The organism is Rhodococcus sp. IEGM 1307 (assembly GCF_030056915.1).
GTDB lineage: Bacteria > Actinomycetota > Actinomycetes > Mycobacteriales > Mycobacteriaceae > Rhodococcus_F > Rhodococcus_F opacus_D.
Genome location: NZ_JASHKW010000036.1, coordinates 1 through 19,655, shown reverse-complemented (window position 1 = coordinate 19,655; position 19,655 = coordinate 1). Strand labels below are relative to the sequence as shown.

Here is a 19,655-nt window from a genome sequence, read left to right as displayed (position 1 = left end):
GTGTCATCACGGGATCAGCTGTGCATCTCGCACCACCTTTTCGTCCACGAGTAGGGTCGACGCATGAACCGCACCGACCGGCTGTACGCGCTGGTCGAGGAGCTTCGCGCCGTTGCCCCACGGCCGCGCAGCACCCGACGACTCGCGGAACAGTTCGAAGTCAGCACCCGCACGATCGAACGGGACCTGTCGGCGTTGCAACAAGCCGGCGTGCCCATCTGGGCGGAACCCGGGCGGACAGGCGGCTACTGCATCGACACCTCGCACACACTCGCCCCGCTCGGGTTCACCGTCGACGAAGCGCTCGCCGTCACCATCGCACTAGGCATGCTCTCTACGAGCCCCTTCCGCACCGCAGCAACCTCCGCACTGCGCAAAGTCGTCGCAGTGATGGATCAGGGCACGCTCCACGAAACGGCGGACCTCGCATCACGCATCCACCTGCTCGACGACGGTCCCGCCTTGAATGCCCCGACTGAACTCGCAGACGCCCTCCGCTTGGGGAACGTGCTGCGATTCGCGTATCGAGATCGGGACGGCGCCGACACGCTTCGCACCGTCGAACCCCTCGGCTATGTCGGGAAAGGACAGGACTGGTACCTGATCGGCTGGTGCCGACTTCGCGACGGCATTCGCGCGTTCCGCGGCGATCGCGTGACGTCGGCGGAAGCCACCGGCGAGCGGGCGCCTCGCCGATCACTGCGAGCAGAAGACCTCGACATCACCTACGGCACCCTCCGCTCCGTCAGGACCGGTCAGAGAGTTTCTCAAACACCGACATAACGTTGTCGCTGAGGCGGCGCACCATGGCGGCATCGGGTCGAACGCCCCGTACGAAAGGATCATCATGGACTTCGCATCTATCCGCATCATCACCGACGACGTCGAACGCCTCGCCGGATTCTACGAGCTCGTGACAGGAACGCCCGCGATCCGTCCTGCTCCCGTGTTCGCCGAGTTCCGCACCGCCGCAGTATCGCTCGCGATCGGCAGCACGGCAACCGTCGCAATGCTCGGCGAACACGCCCCGCAGCCCGGCCGCAACGACTCGGTCATCATCGAGTTCCTCGTCGCGGACGTCGACGCGGAGTTCGCTCGCCTGCAAGCGGCGCTGGACGTCATCGTCCTCGAGCCGACCACGATGCCCTGGGGCAACCGGTCCGCGATGTTCCACGACCCTGACGGAAACCTGGTCAACCTGTTCACCCGCCCCACCGTCGAACACCGCTAACGAGGCTCGCGCTCCGCCTCGGCGAGCAAAAAACGACCGTGACTACGAAACCGTGCCGTGAGTGTAAAACAGAGTGGCGGTTGATCCACTGAGTTCGATCGAGCACAGGATCTTTGAAATGCGTGATGGGGGGTTGCGGCGACATCGGTTAACAGATTCCCCACAAATTCGCGCTCTGCATCGTCAGGACGGAGATTCTCTCGTAACCACCGCATTACTCCTAGTCTCCGTACCAGCGGGACACTGGCCACGCCGGCGCGACGCCCGGGTCAGGGCAGCGAGCGGCAAGCGCCACGCCGCCCGCTACTTCTACCGCCATGAGCTGCCCAAAGTCACACCGCAACTCGATCTGCTGGCAAGCCTGGACCGAACCACCCTCGACATGAACCCCAGCTGGTTCTGACCCAGGAGGCCTTTGCGCATGAGTGTGCTCGACAAATTCCGTCTCGACGACCGCGTCGCCATCGTCACCGGCACGTCGTCCGGCCTCGGCGTCGCGTTCGCCAAGGCCTTCGCCGAGGCCGGCGCGGACGTCGTGCTCGCGGCGCGACGCGTCGACAAGCTGCATGACACGGCCGCGATGGTTCGGGCCAGCGGACGCCGCGCTCTCGCTGTGGCAACAACGCCGGAATCGCGACCGCCTTCCCGGCCACCCGCGAGACCCCCGATCAGTTTCGTTCGGTCATCGACATCAACCTGGCCGGCTCGTACTGGGCCGCCCAGGCCTGTGGAAGGGTGATGCAACCGGGCAGCTCCATCATCAACATATCCAGCATCCTCGGACTCACGACCGCCGGCCTGCCCCAGGCCGCATACAGTGCCAGCAAAGCCGGCATCGTCGGTCTGACCCGGGACCTCGCCCAACAGTGGGGTTCGCGCAAGGGAATTCGCGTCAACGCGATCGCACCGGGCTTCTTCGCCACCGAGATGACCGACCAGTATCACGACGGCTACCTCGACGGCCTGGCCTCACGAATCGTTCTCGGCCGGACCGGTGACCCAGAGGAACTCGCCGCAACACTGGTGTGGCTGGCCTCCGATGCCGCCGGGTACGTCACCGGACAGACTCTCGCGGTCGACGGCGGCGTCACCATCACCTGACCGAAGGCGTCCGCCCGACACCCCAAACCACCCGCCGACCGCTTCACTCCTCCATGAGCAGGTAACCATGCCCACCACGATCGACGACGTCGACGACCTCCACCGACTTCTCGGACATCAACTCGAATGCAGCAACTAGTTCGACATCACCCAAGACCGGGTGAACACCTTCGCCGACGCCACCGACGACCACCAATGGATCCACGTGGACGTCGAGCGCGCCAATACCGAAAGCCCCTACGGCGGGCCCATCGCCCACGGTTGCCTCACGCTTCATTGCTTTCCGCCATGGTTCTTCAAGTTCTGACCGTCCGGCAGGCCTCGATGGCCGTGAACTACGGCCTGAACAAGGTCCGATTCCCCGCACCGGTTCCCGTCGGATCCAAGGTCCGACTTGCCGCCGAAGTGGCGTCCGTCGAAGACATCGCCGGCGGTGTCCAGATAGCGCTTCGAGCAATGGTGCACTGCACAGAGGTGGACAAGCCGATCTGCGTCGCCGAACCGGTCTCCGCTTCTACCGATGACAGCTCGAACCGGCCGTTGGCCAATCGGCGGACTGACCAGTAATCGGTGAAGCAGCAAAGCCAGATGCTGTCAGCTAGGAAGAGTCGGCGCAGCATCCCGTTTGCCGCGTGCGCCTGCATTCTCTGGAACGACAGCGCTGGCCACGCCAGAACGATCCCAATTCCGAGTCGTTCGGGTTTCACTGCACCACGCCGATCTGCATCATCACCAGAGGAATTCTGGGGGAAGCCCGCAGACATCACCGACTGGCAGAGAAAGCCGAAATCGTATCCACTCTCTCGCGGAGCCGCTTCATTACCGAAGCCTCCAATGGGCGCATGATCGGGCCCTGAACAGCGGACAACCCCAGGGCTTGGCGGCATCGGGGGTTGTCCGTCTATGCAATTTCAAGGAGCTTCCGGCTACCTGACCACCACTACTTGAAGCAAGGAGGCGCGACAAGTGCGTGTCGGCGAGGATGAGATCGACCGGTCCAGCGGCGCTTTCCTGGGCCTCGACCAGCAATAGGCACTCCGACTCCATCGCCTGCATCGCCGGCGGACTCATCGGCTCCGCCCACCCCGAGATTAGTTACTGGGCCAGCGCGGGCCTGACACCCACCTTCGAGCCCTTCTACGCCGCGGAGATCGCAGCCACGGGGCGATCCAGATTTCGACCTACGCAACAACCGACTGACGAGCATCCGCAGCGCCCGGCTCCGTTCCGCGGAGCGATCGCAACACGCCGCCCCATGGAACGCCAGTCGATCGCGCTACGGCCGGCGTTGTCGACGACGACGCTGTAGTTGGTGTGGGCACCGGAGGTGAAAAGCACACGGCCTTCAGCCCCTCGCTGACCAGAGCGGTCAGGTCTCGGCGCTCTGCGACTGGGCCATGGTCGTCAGCGAGCCGGTCAGCGACGGCAGACCAAGGTACGGCTCCCGGGCGCTGACGCTGGTCGTCGGGTCGCTCACGCGGTTGTTCGCTCGAGAGCGAACTTACGTCCTTCCACGGCCGGGCGGCCCGTCAGGGGTGGTGTCTCAGTAGATCTGGAGGGTGAACTCTCGGCGGGCCAATTCGCGGTCGGCGCACTCGTCGGAGCAGTAGTGGTCGGCGGCTATCGGGATGGTGAACAGGTCACGTCCACAGTAGTTGCAGAATAGACTTCGCGCGGCGCGCCTGGCCTGTAGCACTGCTATCGCGCGAGTGAAATGGCGACGAAGTAGAGGACCCGCTGTGGTGCGCATTTCAGTCGTTTCTTCGTCTGGGGTTGGTAGCCACCTCACCGGCCCTCCTCCACTTTGTCTCAGCGCAGGAGTCCAACGGTGTCCGGAAAACTGTGTCGTCAACTTGTGATTTGCACGGACTAGGACGCGTATGTGGCGAGAACTTGCATTTCACTGTAGCGGATCCTGTTCACCGGATATGGTGCGTATCCCATTCGACTGCAACGTATTCGGAGCTGCCCATCCAAGCGGCTCTCAGAGAATCGTAGAAGTGCATCGCCGTTCCCGGAGAGTGTGTGGGCGTTGACGGCATATCTCGCGATAGTGGTGCCGTTATGACAGGGCACCGTTCTGTACATACTTGTTGGTACACTCGCCGCATGAGTTCTCGCGAACGATTGACAGACGCGATGGCCGAGCTGTTGTGGGAGCGTGGCTATGCGGCGACGAGTCCGAGAGATGTGCTCGCACGGGCTGAGGTGGGCCAGGGCAGTATGTACCACCACTTCACCGGGAAGCATGATCTGGCCGTGCAGACATTGACGTCGGTGACTGCAGAGGTGGCGGCGGAGTCCGAGTTGCTCGACGGCGCCGGCGCTCCCCTGGAGCGCATGATGCGGTATCTGACCCGTCCTAGAGAGGGCATACGCGGATGCCGGGTGGGCCGGATGACGCAGGACCCACAGGTGGTCGAGGACGCGGAGATGATTGCGGTCGTCGCGGGCGCCTTCGATACGATCATCGATCGCTGGCGGCGTGTGATCGTCGAGGCGATCGCGGCCGGCGAGCTACCCGAGACCGTCGTGCCGAATGATCTTGCCCACGCATTGGTCGCGGTCATCCAGGGCGGTTATGTACTCGCGCGCGCTCGCGGCGCCCAGGAGCCGATGGACGCCGCGATTCGCGGCGTGCTCGCCCTGCTCGACGCCGCTCGCGGCGATACTGCCGCGTAGAAAAATTACGAACCCCACGAAGTAGAACATGCAGAGGAGTCCGTTCATGACCGTTCGCATCGGAATCAACGGCTTCGGCCGAATTGGCCGAAGCTATCTACGAGCCGCGTTGCGCAGCGCAGCCGACGTCGAGGTTGTCGCCATCAATGACATCACCGACCCGGCAACCCTTGCCGCTCTACTCGAATGGGACTCGATCTCCGGGCATCTTGATGGCGTGCACGTCGATGGAGACACGATCAGCGTCGGCGAACGCAAAATCCGGGTATTCGCCGAGCGTGAGCCCGTACGCATTCCATGGGGGGAAACTGGAGTCGATGTTGTCATCGAGTCGACGGGCCGATTCACCGACGTCGACAGTGCCCAGCAGCATCTGGCCGCAGGCGCACGGAAAGTCGTCATCTCCGCACCGGCACAGGGTGACATCCCGACGATCGTTCTCGGTGTGAACGGCGACACCATCGCCACGACCGCCGTCGTGTTCTCAAACGGTTCGTGCACCACCAACTGCCTCGCCCCCATCGCAAAGGTCCTCAACGACTCGTTCGGCATCGAATCTGGCCTCATGACGACAGTCCACGCCTACACCAGCGACCAGCGGCTCCACGACGCCCCGCACAGCGACCTCAGGCGCGCACGAGCCGCCACCTTGTCGACCATCCCCACCTCGTCGGGCGCTGCCCGCACGATCGGCAAGATCATCCCCGAACTCGATGGCAAACTCACCGGACTCGCCCTGCGTGTTCCCGTCCCCGTCGGATCGATCACTGACTTCACCGCATTGCTGTCGCGACCCGCGACCGCCGAGGAGGTGAACGCGGCGTTCCGTACCGCCGCCGCGAGCCCCGCGCTCTCTCCTTACCTGGAGTACTCCGAGGCACCCATCGTTTCTTCCGACATTGTCGGGAATCCCCACTCCGCGATCTTCGATGCGCCCCTGACCGAAGGGATCGGTAATCAGGTCAAGATCTTCGCTTGGTACGACAATGAGTGGGGGTTCTCCAACCGCTTGGTTGAACTCTCACAACTCATCGCAGGCTGACCGCAAACCTCGGCGCCACGGTCAGTCTCGATCTCGAACGCTACATCCAGCTCCCGACCATATGGTCGAGTTCGTGCAGGGTATGGGTGGCCATCGTGTGCCGGTCGACGTCCAGCCGGTATCAGGGTCGAGGGCAGGTTCGCCCTTCCCCTGACACCTGGCGTGGTAGGGAACCAACGACACGGGAAGGCAGCAATCTGCACGATCATCGCTACTCTCCGCCCCTGCGGTCGGTACGGCAGCACTCGCCACACTCGTGACAGGGTGGGTGGACTCATCGCGGTCGCTCGCCGCATCTCGTAATCAGATTTGTCTGAAGCCAAAGGACTTCGACCCGAGGGCCGTATCGATCGTCCACGCCGGGCGCCGTGGCGGTGTTGAGACGAAGCCGCATCGTCGTCCGGGTGGTCGACGTGCCCAGACACTACTTGAGCGCGTCAGGTTGACCCGCCAGCAGCCGGCGGGACTGAGTCTATTCTGGTAACCCCATCACACACGCGAGCGACAGTGCGTAAGCGGGCAGGTGGGTCCGACGACACTCTGCCCTGCAACCCGCCGACCGGCAGGTTCACGGGTGGTCCCATTGCCGCAGTTCATGATTCGCCGGGCCAGCCCAACACGGGCAACTTCTCCTCCCACCCCACCGTGTCACTCAAGCCATCTCTAGTTCCGTGGTCAACACCGAGGAGACATGATCATCCTCATGGGCAAGATTTCACGTTCGCATCAAGGATGCTTCAACGGCAGGCGTACGGCGCCGGATGCGACCTACCGCAAACGAATACTCCTCAGCCACTGAGGCCGTCGTGAGAAGTCACGATTTGGGCGGGAACCTTCATGGCATTGCCCTGGAACCTGAGCAGTGTTACAAAGTCAGTTCGATGACCAGCAACACTGATCCGTCGGCGAGTCGCCTCCACCCTGCGCCGACGCCACATCCTCGGGCAAGACACAGGGTGCGCGAATACGGGTGACCACTGCCCTCTCCACTGGCCCTGGATCCGTGATGCCCGGCCATTCGACTTCGAACCCCACAGAGAAGGACCAGATGACAATGAGCGCAAACCGCGCGGTGACTTATACCGGCCCCGGCAAGGTCGAAGTACGCGAGATCGAGTTCCCGAAGCTCGAACTTCGGGACGGCCCGGGAGTTAACCCCGCGAATGTCGGACGAAAGTGCGAACACGGAGTCATCCTCAAGGTTGTCTCCACCAACATCTGTGGTAGCGACCAGCACATGGTTCGGGGTCGCACCACCGCCCCCGCAGGGCTGGTCCTTGGACACGAGATCACCGGCGAGGTCGTCGAAGTCGGCCGGGACGTCGAATTCATCGAGGTCGGCGACCTGTGCTCGGTGCCGTTTAACATCGCCTGTGGCCGGTGCCGCAACTGCAAGGAACGCAAGACAGGTATCTGTCTCAACGTCAACCCCGACCGGCCAGGATCGGCGTTCGGGTACGTCGACATGGGCGGCTGGGTAGGCGGTCAGGCCGAATACGTCATGGCACCCTACGCCGACTTCAACCTGCTGAAGTTTCCCGACAAGGACCAGGCGTTGGAAAAAATCCGCGACCTGACCATGCTCTCCGACATCTTCCCCACCGGCTATCACGGCGCTCTCACAGCCGGGGTCCGCGCTGGATCAACGGTCTACGTCGCCGGCGCCGGCCCAGTCGGACTCGCTGCCGCTGCCGGTGCGCAGCTCCTCGGCGCCGCGGTCGTGATCGTCGGCGACCTGAATGCCGAGCGTCTTGCCCAGGCTCGCTCGTTCGGCTGCGAGACCATCGACGTCTCCCAGGGCGCTCCGCAGGACCAGATCGAGCAGCTGCTCGGCGTCCCCGAGGTCGACGCAGCAATCGATGCCGTCGGTTTCGAAGCACGTGGTCACGGCGGCGACGCCGGGCACGAACAGCCCGCCGCGGTCCTCAACTCGTTGATGGAGCTGACCACCGCCGGAGGCGGCATTGGCATCCCCGGACTATATGTCACAGGCGACCCCGGCGCCGCCGACGACGCCGCCAAGGCCGGGTCACTGTCATTGAGCCTGGGTACCGGCTGGGCAAAATCGTTGTCGTTCGCCACGGGACAGTGTCCGGTCATGAGCTACCACCGGGAACTGATGAACGCGATCCTCGCGGACCGGGTGCAGATCGCCAAGGCCGTCAACGCGACCGTCATCGCGCTCGATGACGCACCGCGTGGTTACAGCGCCTTCGACAGCGGAGTGGCACAGAAGTTCGTCATTGACCCTCACGGGATGATCGCCGCCTAACCGGAAGTTCCTCCGAGCGCACCGGTAGTCGTTCGCCACAGTCCATCCATCCACCCCCGACTGTCGCCACGCAACCTCCGCCGCGGGTGGGGCGGGTCGCTATCCGCGCCCCGCCCCACTCCAACCGCCCAGCGACGACCCACGCGGTGAGCTCGACTCGTAGAACAGTAGAGCCGGTGACATATTGATCCCCAACACTCGACGCGTCAGGAATATCCGTCAGTAGGTGGCAGACCGCGGTTAGTGGACAACCTCCCGTCACATCAGATGGCGGCGATATCCTTGAGGGCACGCCATCGAGAGGTGAGTTGAGGGTTGGATGTGCGTTGATCGTGCCGTCGGGATCAGCGCGCCGGAATCACGAGCCGACGGAGTGAGTAGATCGTTCCGATGGGTGAAGGTGACCCGCTCGACACTCAGCGGTACCCGCCGTCCCCGGCCGCGGAGCTGGCAGGCATCGGCTTCGGCGATGTCCAGGAGATCGGACGTGGCGGTTTCGGTGTGGTTTACCGCTGCACGCAGGCGGAGCTGGATCGCACGGTGGCGGTGAAGGTACTGACCGTCGAACTCGACGAAGAGAACCGGGCCCGATTCTTTCGGGAGCAGCGGGCGATGGGGCGGTTGACCGGGCATCCGAACATCGTCAGCATTCTGCAGGTCGGCGCCACCGGCAGCGGGCTTCCCTACATCGTGATGCCTTACCACCCGCAGGATTCCCTCGACGTGCGGATCCGCCAACGCGGTCCGCTGCCGTTGGAGGAGGCACTGCGGCTCGGGGTGAAGATCGCGGGTGCGGTGGAGTCTGCGCACCGGCTCGGCATCCTGCATCGCGACGTCAAACCCGCGAACATCCTGCTCACCGACTACGGCGAGTCGGAATTGGCCGATTTCGGTATCGCGCACATCAGCGGCGGCTTCGAGACCGCCACCGGCACCGTGCCGGGATCGCCGGCCTACACCGCGCCGGAAGTGCTCGGCGGTGATCCACCCACGCCGCCTGCCGACGTGTACGGTCTCGGCGCCACCCTGTTCAGTGCCCTGACCGGCCATGCCGCGTTCGAGCGCCGCAGCGGAGAGCAGGTCGTCGCCCAGTTCCTGCGGATCACGACGCAGGAGGTGCCCGATCTGCGTGAGCACGGGATCCCCGAGGATGTCTCCGACGCGATCGCCCGCGCGATGTCTCGCGAGCCCGGTCAGCGCCCGGCCACCGCCGCAGACTTCGGGGAACTACTGCGAGGGCTGCAACGCGACCACGGCTTCCCCGTCGACGAGATGGCCCTCCGGTTTGAACCTGATGCAGAGGCCAGTGACCGGGGACCAGCGTCAGGCGGTCGGCGCCATTCCATAGAACCCGCCCCTCGGAGCACTACCGGGAACCTTCCCCTCGAACTGACCAGTTTTGTCGGCCGCCGACACGAGCTCACCGAGGCGAAGAACCTGCTGGCCGGGTCCCGGCTCGTGATGTTGACCGGGATCGGGGGTGTCGGCAAGACGCGGCTCGCGATGCGAGTCGCAGCGGCGGTGCAACGCGAATACCCCGACGGTGTGCGCCTCGTCGAGTTGGGTGAACTGCGCGACGAGTCGTCACTGGTCGACGCCGTCGCCGGCGCCGTAGGGATACGAGACCACTCGGCGAGACCGCTGCGTGAGGTTCTGATCGAATTCCTCGCGCCGCGAGAACTGCTGTTGGTCCTCGACAACTGCGAGCACGTGGTGGACGCGATCGCCGAGCTCGCTGGCCTCCTGTTGCGGGCGTGTCCGCGGGTGCGGATTCTGGCCACCAGTCGTGAGCCTCTGGGCATCGGTGGGGAGGCGGTGCTGCGGGTTCCCCCGCTGGCCGTCCCGGATCCGGAGCGGCAGACCTCGTTGCGCGGGTTGCCCAAATACGATGCCGTGTCGTTGTTCGTCGAGCGCGGCACTGCCGCGGTTCCCGGTTTCGCGCTCACCGAGGACAACGCGGTGACGGTGGTGGGGATCTGTCACCGCCTCGACGGGTTGCCGTTGCCGATCGAGTTGGCGGCGGCCCGGTTGCGGGCGATGTCGCTCGAGCAGATCCTTGGGCGGCTGACCGACCGCTTCACCCTGCTGACCCGCGGCAACCGGGGTGCGCCGACGCGGCAACAGACGCTGCGGTTGTGCATCGACTGGAGTTTCGAGTTGTGCACCGCACGTGAACAACTGGTGTGGGGGCGGGTGGCGGTGTTCGCCGGGACCTTCGAACTCGATGCCGCGGAGCAGGTGTGCGGCGCCGATCTGGCCTCGGGCGAGTTGTTGGACACGCTGACGTCCCTGGTAGAGAAGTCGATCCTGATCCGGGAGGAATCCGGGTCGGTGGTGCGCTTCCGGATGCTCGAGACCCTCCGCGAATACGGCTACGAGAAACTCGAGCAGACCGGCGAATCCCTGCCCATGCGCCGCAGGCACCTGGCCTGGTACGAGGCGTTGGCGGTCGACTCGGACGCCGAGTGGATCAGCGCCAGCCAACTCCACTGGATCGCCCGCCTGAAACGGGAACAACCGAACCTGCGGGAAGCCCTCGAATTCAGCGTCGACGACGATCCCGCTGCTGGCCTGCGCACCGCCGCCGCGCTGTCCTCGTTCTGGGGCTCCCAGGGCCTCTTCGGCGAGGGGCGGCGCTGGCTCGACCATTTGCTCGCCCGCCAGAGCGGCCCACCCACACTCGAGTGGGTCAAGGCACTCTACTGCGCCAGCGTGATGGCCTTCGCTCAGGGTGACCTCCAAACCGGGACAACACTCGTCGACGGCATGCAGGCCCTCACCGCGCACACCAGCGACCCCATCATGCGCGCTTACGTCGCCTTCGCCGACGGCATGCAGGCGCTCTCCAGAGGTGATCTCGCGCGAGCATGCTCGCGACTGGAAACCGCCCTCGCCGAGTTCACTGAACGGAAGGATCGCACACTCGAAGTAGGCGCTTTGTACGCGTTGGGTCTGGCCTATGGACTTAGCGGGTTGATGGACCAGGCGATCGACTGCCACGAACGTGCACTCTCGATCACCGAACGGTACGGCGAGAAGATGTACCGGTCACACTCGTTGTGGGCCCTGGCCATCGTAGTATGGCGACAGGGCGATGCCGATCGCGCAGTCAGGCTCCTCGAGCAATCGTTGGAGCTGACCAGGCAGGTCCACAGTCCCCGCATCGCCACCTCTTGCCTCGTGGCGCTGGCCTGGATCACCTGCGAATTGCCCGACGCACACCGGGCTGCGATTCTGCTGGGCGCTGCTGATGGGTTAGGGAATTCGATGGGCAGTGCTGTGGTAATTCACTCCAATTTAATTGTTTACCAGCATAATTGCGAACAGACGGCCCGTCGGGAACTCGGGGACAAAGCATTCGCAGCGGCCCACCGCAAGGGCGAACAGCTCGGCTTCGACGCGGCCATCGCCTACGCCCTCCACGAGCAACAGCCCAGCGTCTCCACGCCCGCCACCGACGCGTCGACGCGACTGACCAAGAGGGAACGTCAAGTCGCCGATCTGATCGCCGAAGGCTTGACCAACCAGGCCATCGCCGACCGCCTGGTGATCTCACCCCGCACCGCACAAGGACATGTGGAGCACATCCTGACGAAACTGGGCTTCACCTCTCGCACACAGGTCGCGGCCTGGGTCGTGGAGCAGACGCACCATTAGCATTGACACATCCGCCCGACTCGGTACGCATACCCTCGACACGCCCCACAGATGGGCCCCGTGCTGCGATCTGACGCACACCTACTCACAAATCCACCACTGTTCGATTACACTGCAACGTATGCGAGTCCCACACGTCCCGATCCCTTTGCTCAAAAGTAGACAGGCGCTGCGGTGACCGTGCCGGAAGTAGCGGCCTCAGCGCTGGTCACCGGCGGCGGAACTGGAATCGGCCGCCGCATCACCGAACGGCTCATTCGGGACGGCTACCAGGTCACGATCATGGGTCGCCGCGAGGGCCCCCTTCGTTCGACGCAAGCCGCGTTGGGCGAGAGAGTGTCAATCGCCGTTGGGAATGTGACGAGCGAGTCTGAGGTGGCGCTCGCAGTCCAGCAAGCGGACGAACGTGCACCGCTCACAGTTGCCGTCCTTGCAGCAGGCACTGGCGGCGCTCATTCTGAGATCGTATCCACTCCACTTCGCTCGTGGCGGCGCGTGCTGTCCACTAATCTCGACGGTGCGTTCATCACACTTCGGAGCAGTGCCGAAACGATTGCTCGGAACGGCGGGGGGTCGATTGTCGCTGTATCTTCAATCGCCGCGGCGAAACCCCACCAAGGGATGTCGCCTTACGCAGTCAGCAAGGCCGCACTAGAAGCACTCATCACCAACGGGGCGAATGAACTCGGGCGAGACGGTGTGCGTGTCAACGCCATCCGGGCAGGCATTGTCGATACTGACATGACGTCTGGGCTCTACCGCGATAATGCCTTCGTTGTGAGGCAACTCGATGAAACGCCACTCGGGCGGCTAGGAACCGCGGCGGATCTTGCCGAGGCGGTCTCGTTCCTGGTCAGCCCCCAGGCCTCGTGGATCACTGGGGTGTGCTTGGCCGTCGACGGAGGAAACCACCTCCGCGGTATGATCTCGACGGGGCAGCCTGGACTCGATAAGAGCATCGATGACACTGCTCTCTTCAGGAGAGATACGGACGGAGGGTCATTGCTGGCCTGATGACCCCCGGTAGGCAGCCCAGTGCGGCCATCCGTCCTGCAGTTGCCACGACATTGTTCAGCCGCCTCAAGAAGGAGATCCCGCCGTGGGCCGCCCCAAAGTGCCCCTCATCTCGAAGCGCGCCACGCTTGAGGCCGCGCTTCGGATCATCGATGAGGAGGGCCTCGAGGAGTTGAGCATCCGTCGGCTCGCACGTGAGCTTGACATCAATGGAGCGTCGCTGTATCACCACTTCCGCAACAAGGAAGACATTCTTCTTGGATCTGCGCAGCTGGCGCTCGAAGAAGCACGCTTGCTCGACTCTCCAGACGTAAGTTGGCGAGACTGGTTCATCGATCAGGCTCGTCTCTACCGTCGAGCCCTTCTCGACCATCCAGCCCTTGTGACTGTCATCCTGAAGCAGCATCCCCACCGAATCGCTTTGGAGTTCTACGACAAGGCGGTACGCATCCTGCTCCAGAGCGGCGTGCCCCGTCCCGCAATCATCCCGCTCATCGAAAGCATGGAGTCGTTCACTTTCGGGTCAGTGCTCTACACAACCGCAGCACAGAACGACACCGAAGACCTCGACGAGTCGTTCGAGGCACTCAACGAGGCGCGACACGCCGCCGCGGCGCACGTCGACGACGAGCAGCTATGGGAGTGCATAGCCCGGTCGATAACTGACGCGGTCCTCGCTGCCGGGTGGACGAGAGCGGCAGCCCACGAGAACATACCGACGTCGAGCCACAAGTGACGGGCAGTCACCCGCGCTGAGTCGCACGCTCTGTTCCGTTGGATCCGTAGACCATCAGGTGGGTACGCAAGCGAGTTCTTGAGAATCGAGGAACCGCTCAGTGCCGAGTCCTGCACGGGCGAACTACTGTTCGTCGGTCAGCCTGCACTCGGCCGCAGGTATAGAGCATGCCGCGAGAGTGGCACGATCCGTCTCACCGCGGCGCCACTCGACCACGCCCAGCGACGGCACTTCGATGAGCACACAGTGGCTGAAGTCGGGTTTGTCGTTCGGCACCGCCACGTGCTGCTGGCCTGCGAGATCGACGACGAGCGGCGCCTCCATCCGCGCTGACGGCCAGATCAAGGTCGTCCTCGCGGTGCAGGATCGTTTCGTCGGGAGCGGGCGAGCAGGGACGGCGTTACTCAGCGCCCCCACTCGATCATCTTGCGGGCCACCAAGGTCTGACAACCATCGATGATCATGGGCATCGCCTCGGAACTCAGCAGAGCGGGGCCGATGCCGCCGTCCACGATGTGATGAGCTTGTGTGCCATATCTACCAAGCACGAGCACCAGCGGGTCCGCCCCAGACTGGGCATGACGTTCTTCAGGCTCCGGGAAGCACCATTTCCATGGGCCCGCCTCCGTTGTGAAGCACAGCTCGATGAAGTCAGCTCGGGCTGGGCAACGACGAACGGCCTCCAGAGTAGCTTGGACGTACGACCCCTTTTCAGGGATAGCGGTCCCCGAAGTAAATGGCTTTGCCATAGTTGTCACTTTCTCTTCACGAACTATTGTCCGTCGATCACGTCGCCGCCCCGCTCCGCGAGATCGGGTAGCAACCGCTCCGAAGCCGGCACGGGGTACCTGTCGACGTTCAAGACCATTGCGAGCATCGAGTAGAAGCCGACCACCGCGATGAGCTCGACCGAGCCCTGCTGTCCCCATCGTTCGTTCACCGAGGCGAAAGCAGCGTCGCCGACGTCGCCGACGCGCAGGAGTTGCACGACGAACTCGTAGGTGTCGGCAAGGTCGCTGGTCATCTCCGGACGGACACCATTCGCGATCGCCTCGATGGCCGCTACGTCTATCCCGTGCTGTTCTGCATACCGACGGTGCGTATCGAATTCGAAGTGGCAGTTCCAGTGTCGTGCGGTCAGCAGGATCGCCAGTTCGGTCGCCTTACGTGGAATTGACAAGCCGTCGAACATGAGCGGCACCATGCGGCCGACGGCCTCGGCTAGCTTCGGGCTGCGTAGCAGGGCGGCCATCGGACCACCGATTTCCACGCCTGTTCCGGCTCTATCCGGGTAGAGGTACTCGACCAGCCAGTCATTGACGCTACGCTGAGCAACGTCCATCTCCCCGGTCGTCAGGTCGCCGAATCGGCGCGCTCCTGCGGCTGTGGGACGCTCGTCGACAGACATTGAGCCTCCTGATTTCATGGTCAGCTCGGCGGTGAGTTGTCAAACCGAACGTTGGTTGGTTAGTGTCTATCACACGGCGCCCTTTGTCCTCAACACCCCAGGACGGGATCCAGTCGAGGGACTCAGCCTTGAGGCGTCGCCACGGGAATAATCCCTCGTGCATCCCGCCGCCCAGGGTAGCCGGGCGGCCTCCCACTTTTGGCTCTGGAGAGAAAGATGTCTGTACATAGATTTCCTGTGGAGGCGGGGCACATTCTCATGTTCGCCCGCGCGATCGGGGACGAGAATCCGATCTACACCGAGCCAGGCTCACAAACAGTTTCGACGTTCGGTGGCGTCCTCGCTCCACCAACGTTCGTAATGGCTTCTGCCCAGTTCGCCCCGGAGAACGAGCTGAGACCGAAAAGGGGGCGTGCCTGGTTCGGCTCGGCGAGAGAATCGAGCGGCGCCATCCCCGCGGATACCGGCTGGCTGCACGCCGAACAGCATTTCGAGTACCGTCGTCCGCTTGTTGCCGGCGAGACACTGGATGTCATTGAACGAGAGGGGAAAGCGTGGGAGAAGAAGTCGCGGCGCGGCGGCACACTGAAGTTCGAGGAACGGCTTGTCGAGTACCGAGCCACCTCCACGGGCGAGTTGGTGACTATCGCACGTTTTGTTTACGTCCTCCCCGTGCCGTCCGTCGCAACAAAATGAGGGGGCGGGATGCCTGAGCGCACACAGATCCGAGTCGGTGACAGCCGTGCCGAGAAGGTCGTTGACAACCTCACTCGCAGTCAGATCGTCATGTACGCCGGGGCATCCGGTGACTACAATCCGGTTCACACAGACGAGGTGTATGTCACCCAGGTAGCCGGCCATCCAACGGTCTTCGCCCACGGGATGCTCACCATGGGGGCGACCGGCAAAGTCCTCACGGACTGGGTCGGCAACGGCCGCCTGACACACTTTGGCGTGCGATTTGTGAACCTCGTCCGCCCCGGTGACACGTTGACGGCGACGGCGACCGTCGAGGCGTTGCGCCTCGACGAGACCGGTCGACACCTGGCCGATTTCTCAGTCGTAACAACCAATCAACACGGCCTCCCGGTTGTCGTCGGGCAGGCGACTGCCGAGGTCGACCCATGAAAGTAGCGTTCACCCGCAAGCCCTAAACCAAACATTGTTGGCTTATTCATGTAAGGTGTTACGACATGGAACTCGGACGAGTCGGAATATGGACCACGGCGTTCGACCGCCATCCGTCAAGAGAGGCGCAAGCTGCTGCCCACGAACTTGAGGAACTGGGCTACCCCGCGATCTGGCTGAATGAGGCGATCGGACGCGATCCGCTCGTGATGGCCGCGCTGCTGCTGGCTGTAACTTCTCGAATCACCGTTGCGACAGGCATAGCCAACATCTACGCACGCGACGCAATGACGGCCGCAGCCGCGCAGAAGACCCTTGCCGAGGCATATCCCGACCGGTTTCTCCTTGGCCTTGGAGTGAGCAGCCCGGCTCTCGTTGCGAAGTTACGCGGCCACGACTACAGCCGGCCTCTGAGCTACATGCGGTCCTACCTGGACGCGATGGACCGCGCGCCCTTCAACGCCGTCGGACCGACAAAGCCCCCAGCTAGGGTGCTCGGGGCGCTCGGGCCGAAAATGCTCAAGCTCGCAGCGAGCCACGCGAATGGCGCGCACCCGTACCTGACGACGCCTGAACACACACATATGAGCCGCGAGATTCTCGGCTCCGAAGCCTGGCTAGCGCCGGAACAGAAGGTGCTCCTCGAGACCGATCCTTCGGTGGCCAGAGCGATTGGGCGTTCCGCGATCAGTTACTACCTACGTGCTCCCGGCTACCTGGCAAATCTTCGCCGCCTCGGTTTCGACGACGACGACTGGGCTGACCCGACAGCCGCATCGGACCGTCTGGTCGACGCCATGGTCGCATGGGGCGGGGTAGACGAAATCGTGAACCGTGTCAGGGAGCATCACGATGCCGGCGCAGATCACGTTGCCGTGCAGGTTCTACGTGGCGACCAGGAAATCCCGCTGGCCGAATGGCGGGAATTGGCTCCAGCGCTGCTCTAGGCTCGGTATCCGAACGCCCTCTTTCTGTCGTCCGTTCGGGTAGATACAGACGATCATCCGAAGGCCTTCATAGGCAGGAGGGCACCAATCATGTGGGACAACACAATTCATCCGGAGCCGTACGCACCGCGCGCTGCGCAGGCAGACCTCATGGATCTTCGTTCGCGGCTGCGTGCGACGCGCTGGCCCCAGGACGCGGGTGACGCTGGCTGGGCGCTAGGAACCGATCTCGCCTATCTTCGCGAATTGGTCGAGTACTGGGCCGAAGAGTTCGACTGGACCGCTCAGGAGTCGGCGCTCGCCGCGTTACCTCGCTTCCAAGTCCGGCTCTCCGGCATGCGCATCCATTTTGTACACGTCCGTGCCGCTAAGTCTTCGGTTCGCGCTCTGCCTCTCGTCCTCAGCCACGGTTGGCCCGATTCGTTTTGGCGCTATGCGAAGGTCATCCCGCTGCTAGTCGATCCGAGTACGCACGGTGCCGATCCAGACGACGCCTTCGATGTCGTCGTTCCCGATCTACCGGGATTCGGCTACTCGGATGGACCCGTCGGGCCTCCACTCAATTCATTGGACGTTGCGGGCCTGTGGGCTCAGCTCATGACCATTTTGGGTTATGAGACGTTTGGCGCAGCGGGAGGGGACGTCGGCTCGCAGGTGAGCCGCTACCTAGCGCTTGACTATCCGGAGCGGGTTGTCGGCGTCCACCGCATGGATGCCGGACTACCGGTCCAGGTCGCCGACGGGACTTCTCTCACACACGAGGAACGCGAATGGTTCAAGACCGCCGCAGCTTGGGGAGCGTCGGAGGGAGCCTATGGCGCAATGCACCGGACCAAGCCCAATACCGCCGCCGTCGGACTGACGGACTCACCAGCCGGCCTTGCCGCGTGGATGGTTGAGAAACTCCGAGCATGGAGCGACTGCGGCGGCGACATCGAACAGTCCTTTACCAAGGACGAGATGCTCACCAACATCACGCTCTACTGGCTGACCGAATCGATCGGCTCATCAATGCGCATGTACCGGGCCAACGCCGAAATCCCACTCGAGCAGCAACGCCGTCGGGTCGAGGTGCCGAGTGGGTTCTCCCTATTCCGGGGGGACATCGTCCTGCCACCGAGGTCATGGCTCGAGCGCACAGCAAACGTCGTGCGTGTAAGCGAGCCCGCGCGTGGCGGCCATTTCGCGCCTTTCGAGGAGCCCGAACTTTACGCCCAGGAACTCCGCGACTTCTTCCGCCCCTACCGCACAGCCCGGGGTAGGTGAGCCCTCCTCCGGCTCCTTCGTCCATCCCGAAGATCATCATGCAGGAGTCGGAAGCGAACGGTGCTGCCCTTCGGACAGTATCCGGTTAGAGCATGTGGCCGACGCCGTGTGCGGTGAAGCACAGCCGGGCGAGGTGCATACACCCTATCGCCTTGGCCGACTTACAATTCGGTGGTGTTCAGCCCTGACGCGACGCGGGAAGACCCATCAGCGGCGGAGTGCAGGTACACGGTAGCCAGCGTGGGCGCCGGCGATCTTGGCGCGTTCGATCGCCGGGTGTAATCGGACCATGCCACCACCGCCGTATGGATTCGGCAGGCTTCTTCACATCCAAGTGCACCTTGTGCCCGTGTCAGCAGGCAATGATCCTGCGCGGTGCTCGGTTGGACTCGCCGGTTGGATCGAGGAACCGGCGCCGGTTCAATCCGAGGTCGGCTGCGCACCAGACCCTCACGCCCTCGGTGCCCAGTTCGTGGGTGTGGCGGACCGCCCACTTTAGTTCACGACGCAGCTGTTCGATCCTTTCTATCAACACGGGGGTCGCCTGCTCATCGCCTGTTGGCCGTCGTTGCCATCTGCGGCCAGTACGAGGTGCTCTGGTCGTCGAGAAACTCAGTTTCCCGAACTCACGGTACCGGTCCACCCGCTTGCTCTCGACCGCGAGAAATGCTCGGCGGCGACATAGGGTATGGGACGAAACTGGCAGCGCTGCACGAGTCGGCGGCGTCCCTCGACGGACAGCGGCATTATTGGTGTGGGTTAGGGGCGTTTCTTCCGGCCGGCGGGATGAACTGTCCTGGGTCGGGTGGAGACTCCTGATTGAACCAGGAGAATGAAGTCATGCCAGCACCGAGGAAGTACGACACCGAGACCCGTGAGCGGGCGGTGCGGATGTATCGGGACCGGATCAACGAGCACGGCGACACGAAGGTCGCAGCCCGCCGACACGTCGGAGCGCTGATCGACGTCAACCCCGATACGCTCCGGAACTGGATCGACCGTGAGGGTTCCGACACCGGCACCGCCACCGAGTCCTCGGCCGCCGCCAGCGCCGCCGAGCTGAAGGCACTGCGGAAAGAAAACGCCGAATTACGTAGGGCCAACGAGATTCTCAAAACCGCGAGCGCGTTTTTCGCGGCGGCGGAGGTCGACCGCCGACTGCGGTGATCGT

Annotated in this window: 15 protein-coding genes and 5 pseudogenes; 17 read left to right on the top strand and 3 right to left on the bottom strand. The window is 63.5% G+C overall.

Annotation, left to right across the window (positions count from 1 at the left end; all coding sequences use genetic code 11):
- Nucleotides 1–63: 63 nt before the first annotated feature.
- From QM841_RS40685 to QM841_RS40625, 12 genes and pseudogenes are all read left to right on the top strand, one after another.
- Nucleotides 64–783, top strand: coding sequence for a helix-turn-helix transcriptional regulator (locus QM841_RS40685; RefSeq protein WP_283336447.1), 720 nt, complete (start codon nt 64–66; stop codon nt 781–783).
- A gap of 64 nt (nt 784–847) precedes the next feature.
- Complete coding sequence (locus QM841_RS40680; protein ID WP_283336446.1) at nt 848–1,231, top strand: VOC family protein; 384 nt, start codon at nt 848–850, stop codon at nt 1,229–1,231.
- 283 nt (nt 1,232–1,514) lie between these two features.
- A pseudogene (locus QM841_RS40675) lies at nt 1,515–1,634 on the top strand (acyl-CoA dehydrogenase C-terminal domain-containing protein); the annotation flags it as partial.
- 18 nt (nt 1,635–1,652) lie between these two features.
- A pseudogene (locus tag QM841_RS40670) lies at nt 1,653–2,332 on the top strand (SDR family NAD(P)-dependent oxidoreductase).
- 145 nt (nt 2,333–2,477) lie between these two features.
- A pseudogene (locus tag QM841_RS43280) lies at nt 2,478–2,899 on the top strand (MaoC family dehydratase).
- 424 nt (nt 2,900–3,323) lie between these two features.
- A pseudogene (locus tag QM841_RS40660) lies at nt 3,324–3,491 on the top strand (ADP-ribosylglycohydrolase family protein); the annotation flags it as partial.
- 980 nt (nt 3,492–4,471) lie between these two features.
- The gene (locus tag QM841_RS40650) at nt 4,472–5,014 is read left to right on the top strand and encodes a TetR/AcrR family transcriptional regulator (RefSeq protein ID WP_283336445.1); all 543 of its coding nucleotides are present in this window, start codon (nt 4,472–4,474) and stop codon (nt 5,012–5,014) included.
- Between the two features lie 46 nt (nt 5,015–5,060).
- Nucleotides 5,061–6,056 (top strand): type I glyceraldehyde-3-phosphate dehydrogenase, encoded by a 996-nt coding sequence (gene gap, locus QM841_RS40645; RefSeq protein ID WP_283336444.1) that lies wholly within the window; start codon nt 5,061–5,063, stop codon nt 6,054–6,056.
- A 1,054-nt stretch (nt 6,057–7,110) separates the two neighbouring features.
- Nucleotides 7,111–8,328 carry a formaldehyde dehydrogenase, glutathione-independent gene (gene fdhA / locus QM841_RS40640; protein WP_283336443.1) on the top strand — a complete coding sequence of 406 codons (1,218 nt, stop codon included), beginning with the start codon at nt 7,111–7,113 and terminating at the stop codon, nt 8,326–8,328.
- A 390-nt stretch (nt 8,329–8,718) separates the two neighbouring features.
- On the top strand, nt 8,719–11,985 hold the full coding sequence (locus QM841_RS40635; protein ID WP_283336442.1) for a protein kinase domain-containing protein: 3,267 nt from the start codon (nt 8,719–8,721) through the stop codon (nt 11,983–11,985).
- Between the two features lie 174 nt (nt 11,986–12,159).
- A complete protein-coding gene (locus QM841_RS40630) occupies nt 12,160–12,999 on the top strand; it encodes an SDR family NAD(P)-dependent oxidoreductase (RefSeq protein ID WP_283336441.1) in 840 nt (279 codons plus the stop codon).
- A gap of 85 nt (nt 13,000–13,084) precedes the next feature.
- A complete protein-coding gene (locus QM841_RS40625; RefSeq protein ID WP_283336440.1) occupies nt 13,085–13,735 on the top strand; it encodes a TetR family transcriptional regulator in 651 nt (216 codons plus the stop codon).
- Between the two features lie 123 nt (nt 13,736–13,858).
- Here the strand turns inward: QM841_RS40625 and QM841_RS40620 are convergent, their stop codons facing one another.
- From QM841_RS40620 to QM841_RS40610, 3 genes are read right to left on the bottom strand one after another with little or no spacing between them, the layout of a single operon-like run.
- Complete coding sequence (locus QM841_RS40620) at nt 13,859–14,080, bottom strand: hypothetical protein (protein WP_283336439.1); 222 nt, start codon at nt 14,078–14,080, stop codon at nt 13,859–13,861.
- A 59-nt stretch (nt 14,081–14,139) separates the two neighbouring features.
- Nucleotides 14,140–14,484 carry a hypothetical protein gene (locus tag QM841_RS40615; RefSeq protein ID WP_283336438.1) on the bottom strand — a complete coding sequence of 115 codons (345 nt, stop codon included), beginning with the start codon at nt 14,482–14,484 and terminating at the stop codon, nt 14,140–14,142.
- Between the two features lie 23 nt (nt 14,485–14,507).
- Entirely contained in the window at nt 14,508–15,143 is a 636-nt protein-coding gene (locus QM841_RS40610; protein ID WP_283336436.1) for a carboxymuconolactone decarboxylase family protein, read from the bottom strand.
- 216 nt (nt 15,144–15,359) lie between these two features.
- Here QM841_RS40610 and QM841_RS40605 point away from each other — a divergent pair, with 216 nt between their 5' ends.
- From QM841_RS40605 to QM841_RS40585, 5 genes and pseudogenes are all read left to right on the top strand, one after another.
- A complete protein-coding gene (locus QM841_RS40605; RefSeq protein WP_283336435.1) occupies nt 15,360–15,839 on the top strand; it encodes an FAS1-like dehydratase domain-containing protein in 480 nt (159 codons plus the stop codon).
- Nucleotides 15,840–15,848: 9 nt separating this feature from the next.
- The gene (locus QM841_RS40600) at nt 15,849–16,271 is read left to right on the top strand and encodes a MaoC/PaaZ C-terminal domain-containing protein (protein ID WP_283336434.1); all 423 of its coding nucleotides are present in this window, start codon (nt 15,849–15,851) and stop codon (nt 16,269–16,271) included.
- A gap of 65 nt (nt 16,272–16,336) precedes the next feature.
- A complete protein-coding gene (locus tag QM841_RS40595; protein WP_283336433.1) occupies nt 16,337–17,218 on the top strand; it encodes an LLM class F420-dependent oxidoreductase in 882 nt (293 codons plus the stop codon).
- Between the two features lie 90 nt (nt 17,219–17,308).
- Nucleotides 17,309–18,484, top strand: a complete 1,176-nt coding sequence (locus tag QM841_RS40590; RefSeq protein ID WP_283336432.1) for an epoxide hydrolase family protein — start codon at nt 17,309–17,311, stop codon at nt 18,482–18,484.
- Nucleotides 18,485–19,324: 840 nt separating this feature from the next.
- Nucleotides 19,325–19,655, top strand: a pseudogene (locus tag QM841_RS40585) (transposase); the annotation flags it as partial.

What these genes read in the sequence shown, in the direction of transcription:
- QM841_RS40685 (WP_283336447.1), top strand. Translation starts at nt 64, where the DNA reads ATGAACCGCACCGACCGGCTGTACGCGCTGGTCGAGGAGCTTCGCGCC.
- QM841_RS40680 (WP_283336446.1), top strand. Translation starts at nt 848, where the DNA reads ATGGACTTCGCATCTATCCGCATCATCACCGACGACGTCGAACGCCTC.
- QM841_RS40650 (WP_283336445.1), top strand. Translation starts at nt 4,472, where the DNA reads ATGGCCGAGCTGTTGTGGGAGCGTGGCTATGCGGCGACGAGTCCGAGA.
- gap (WP_283336444.1), top strand. Translation starts at nt 5,061, where the DNA reads ATGACCGTTCGCATCGGAATCAACGGCTTCGGCCGAATTGGCCGAAGC.
- fdhA (WP_283336443.1), top strand. Translation starts at nt 7,111, where the DNA reads ATGAGCGCAAACCGCGCGGTGACTTATACCGGCCCCGGCAAGGTCGAA.
- QM841_RS40635 (WP_283336442.1), top strand. Translation starts at nt 8,719, where the DNA reads ATGGGTGAAGGTGACCCGCTCGACACTCAGCGGTACCCGCCGTCCCCG.
- QM841_RS40615 (WP_283336438.1), bottom strand. Translation starts at nt 14,484, where the DNA reads ATGGCAAAGCCATTTACTTCGGGGACCGCTATCCCTGAAAAGGGGTCG.
- QM841_RS40610 (WP_283336436.1), bottom strand. Translation starts at nt 15,143, where the DNA reads ATGTCTGTCGACGAGCGTCCCACAGCCGCAGGAGCGCGCCGATTCGGC.
- QM841_RS40605 (WP_283336435.1), top strand. Translation starts at nt 15,360, where the DNA reads ATGTCTGTACATAGATTTCCTGTGGAGGCGGGGCACATTCTCATGTTC.
- QM841_RS40600 (WP_283336434.1), top strand. Translation starts at nt 15,849, where the DNA reads ATGCCTGAGCGCACACAGATCCGAGTCGGTGACAGCCGTGCCGAGAAG.
- QM841_RS40595 (WP_283336433.1), top strand. Translation starts at nt 16,337, where the DNA reads ATGGAACTCGGACGAGTCGGAATATGGACCACGGCGTTCGACCGCCAT.
- QM841_RS40590 (WP_283336432.1), top strand. Translation starts at nt 17,309, where the DNA reads ATGTGGGACAACACAATTCATCCGGAGCCGTACGCACCGCGCGCTGCG.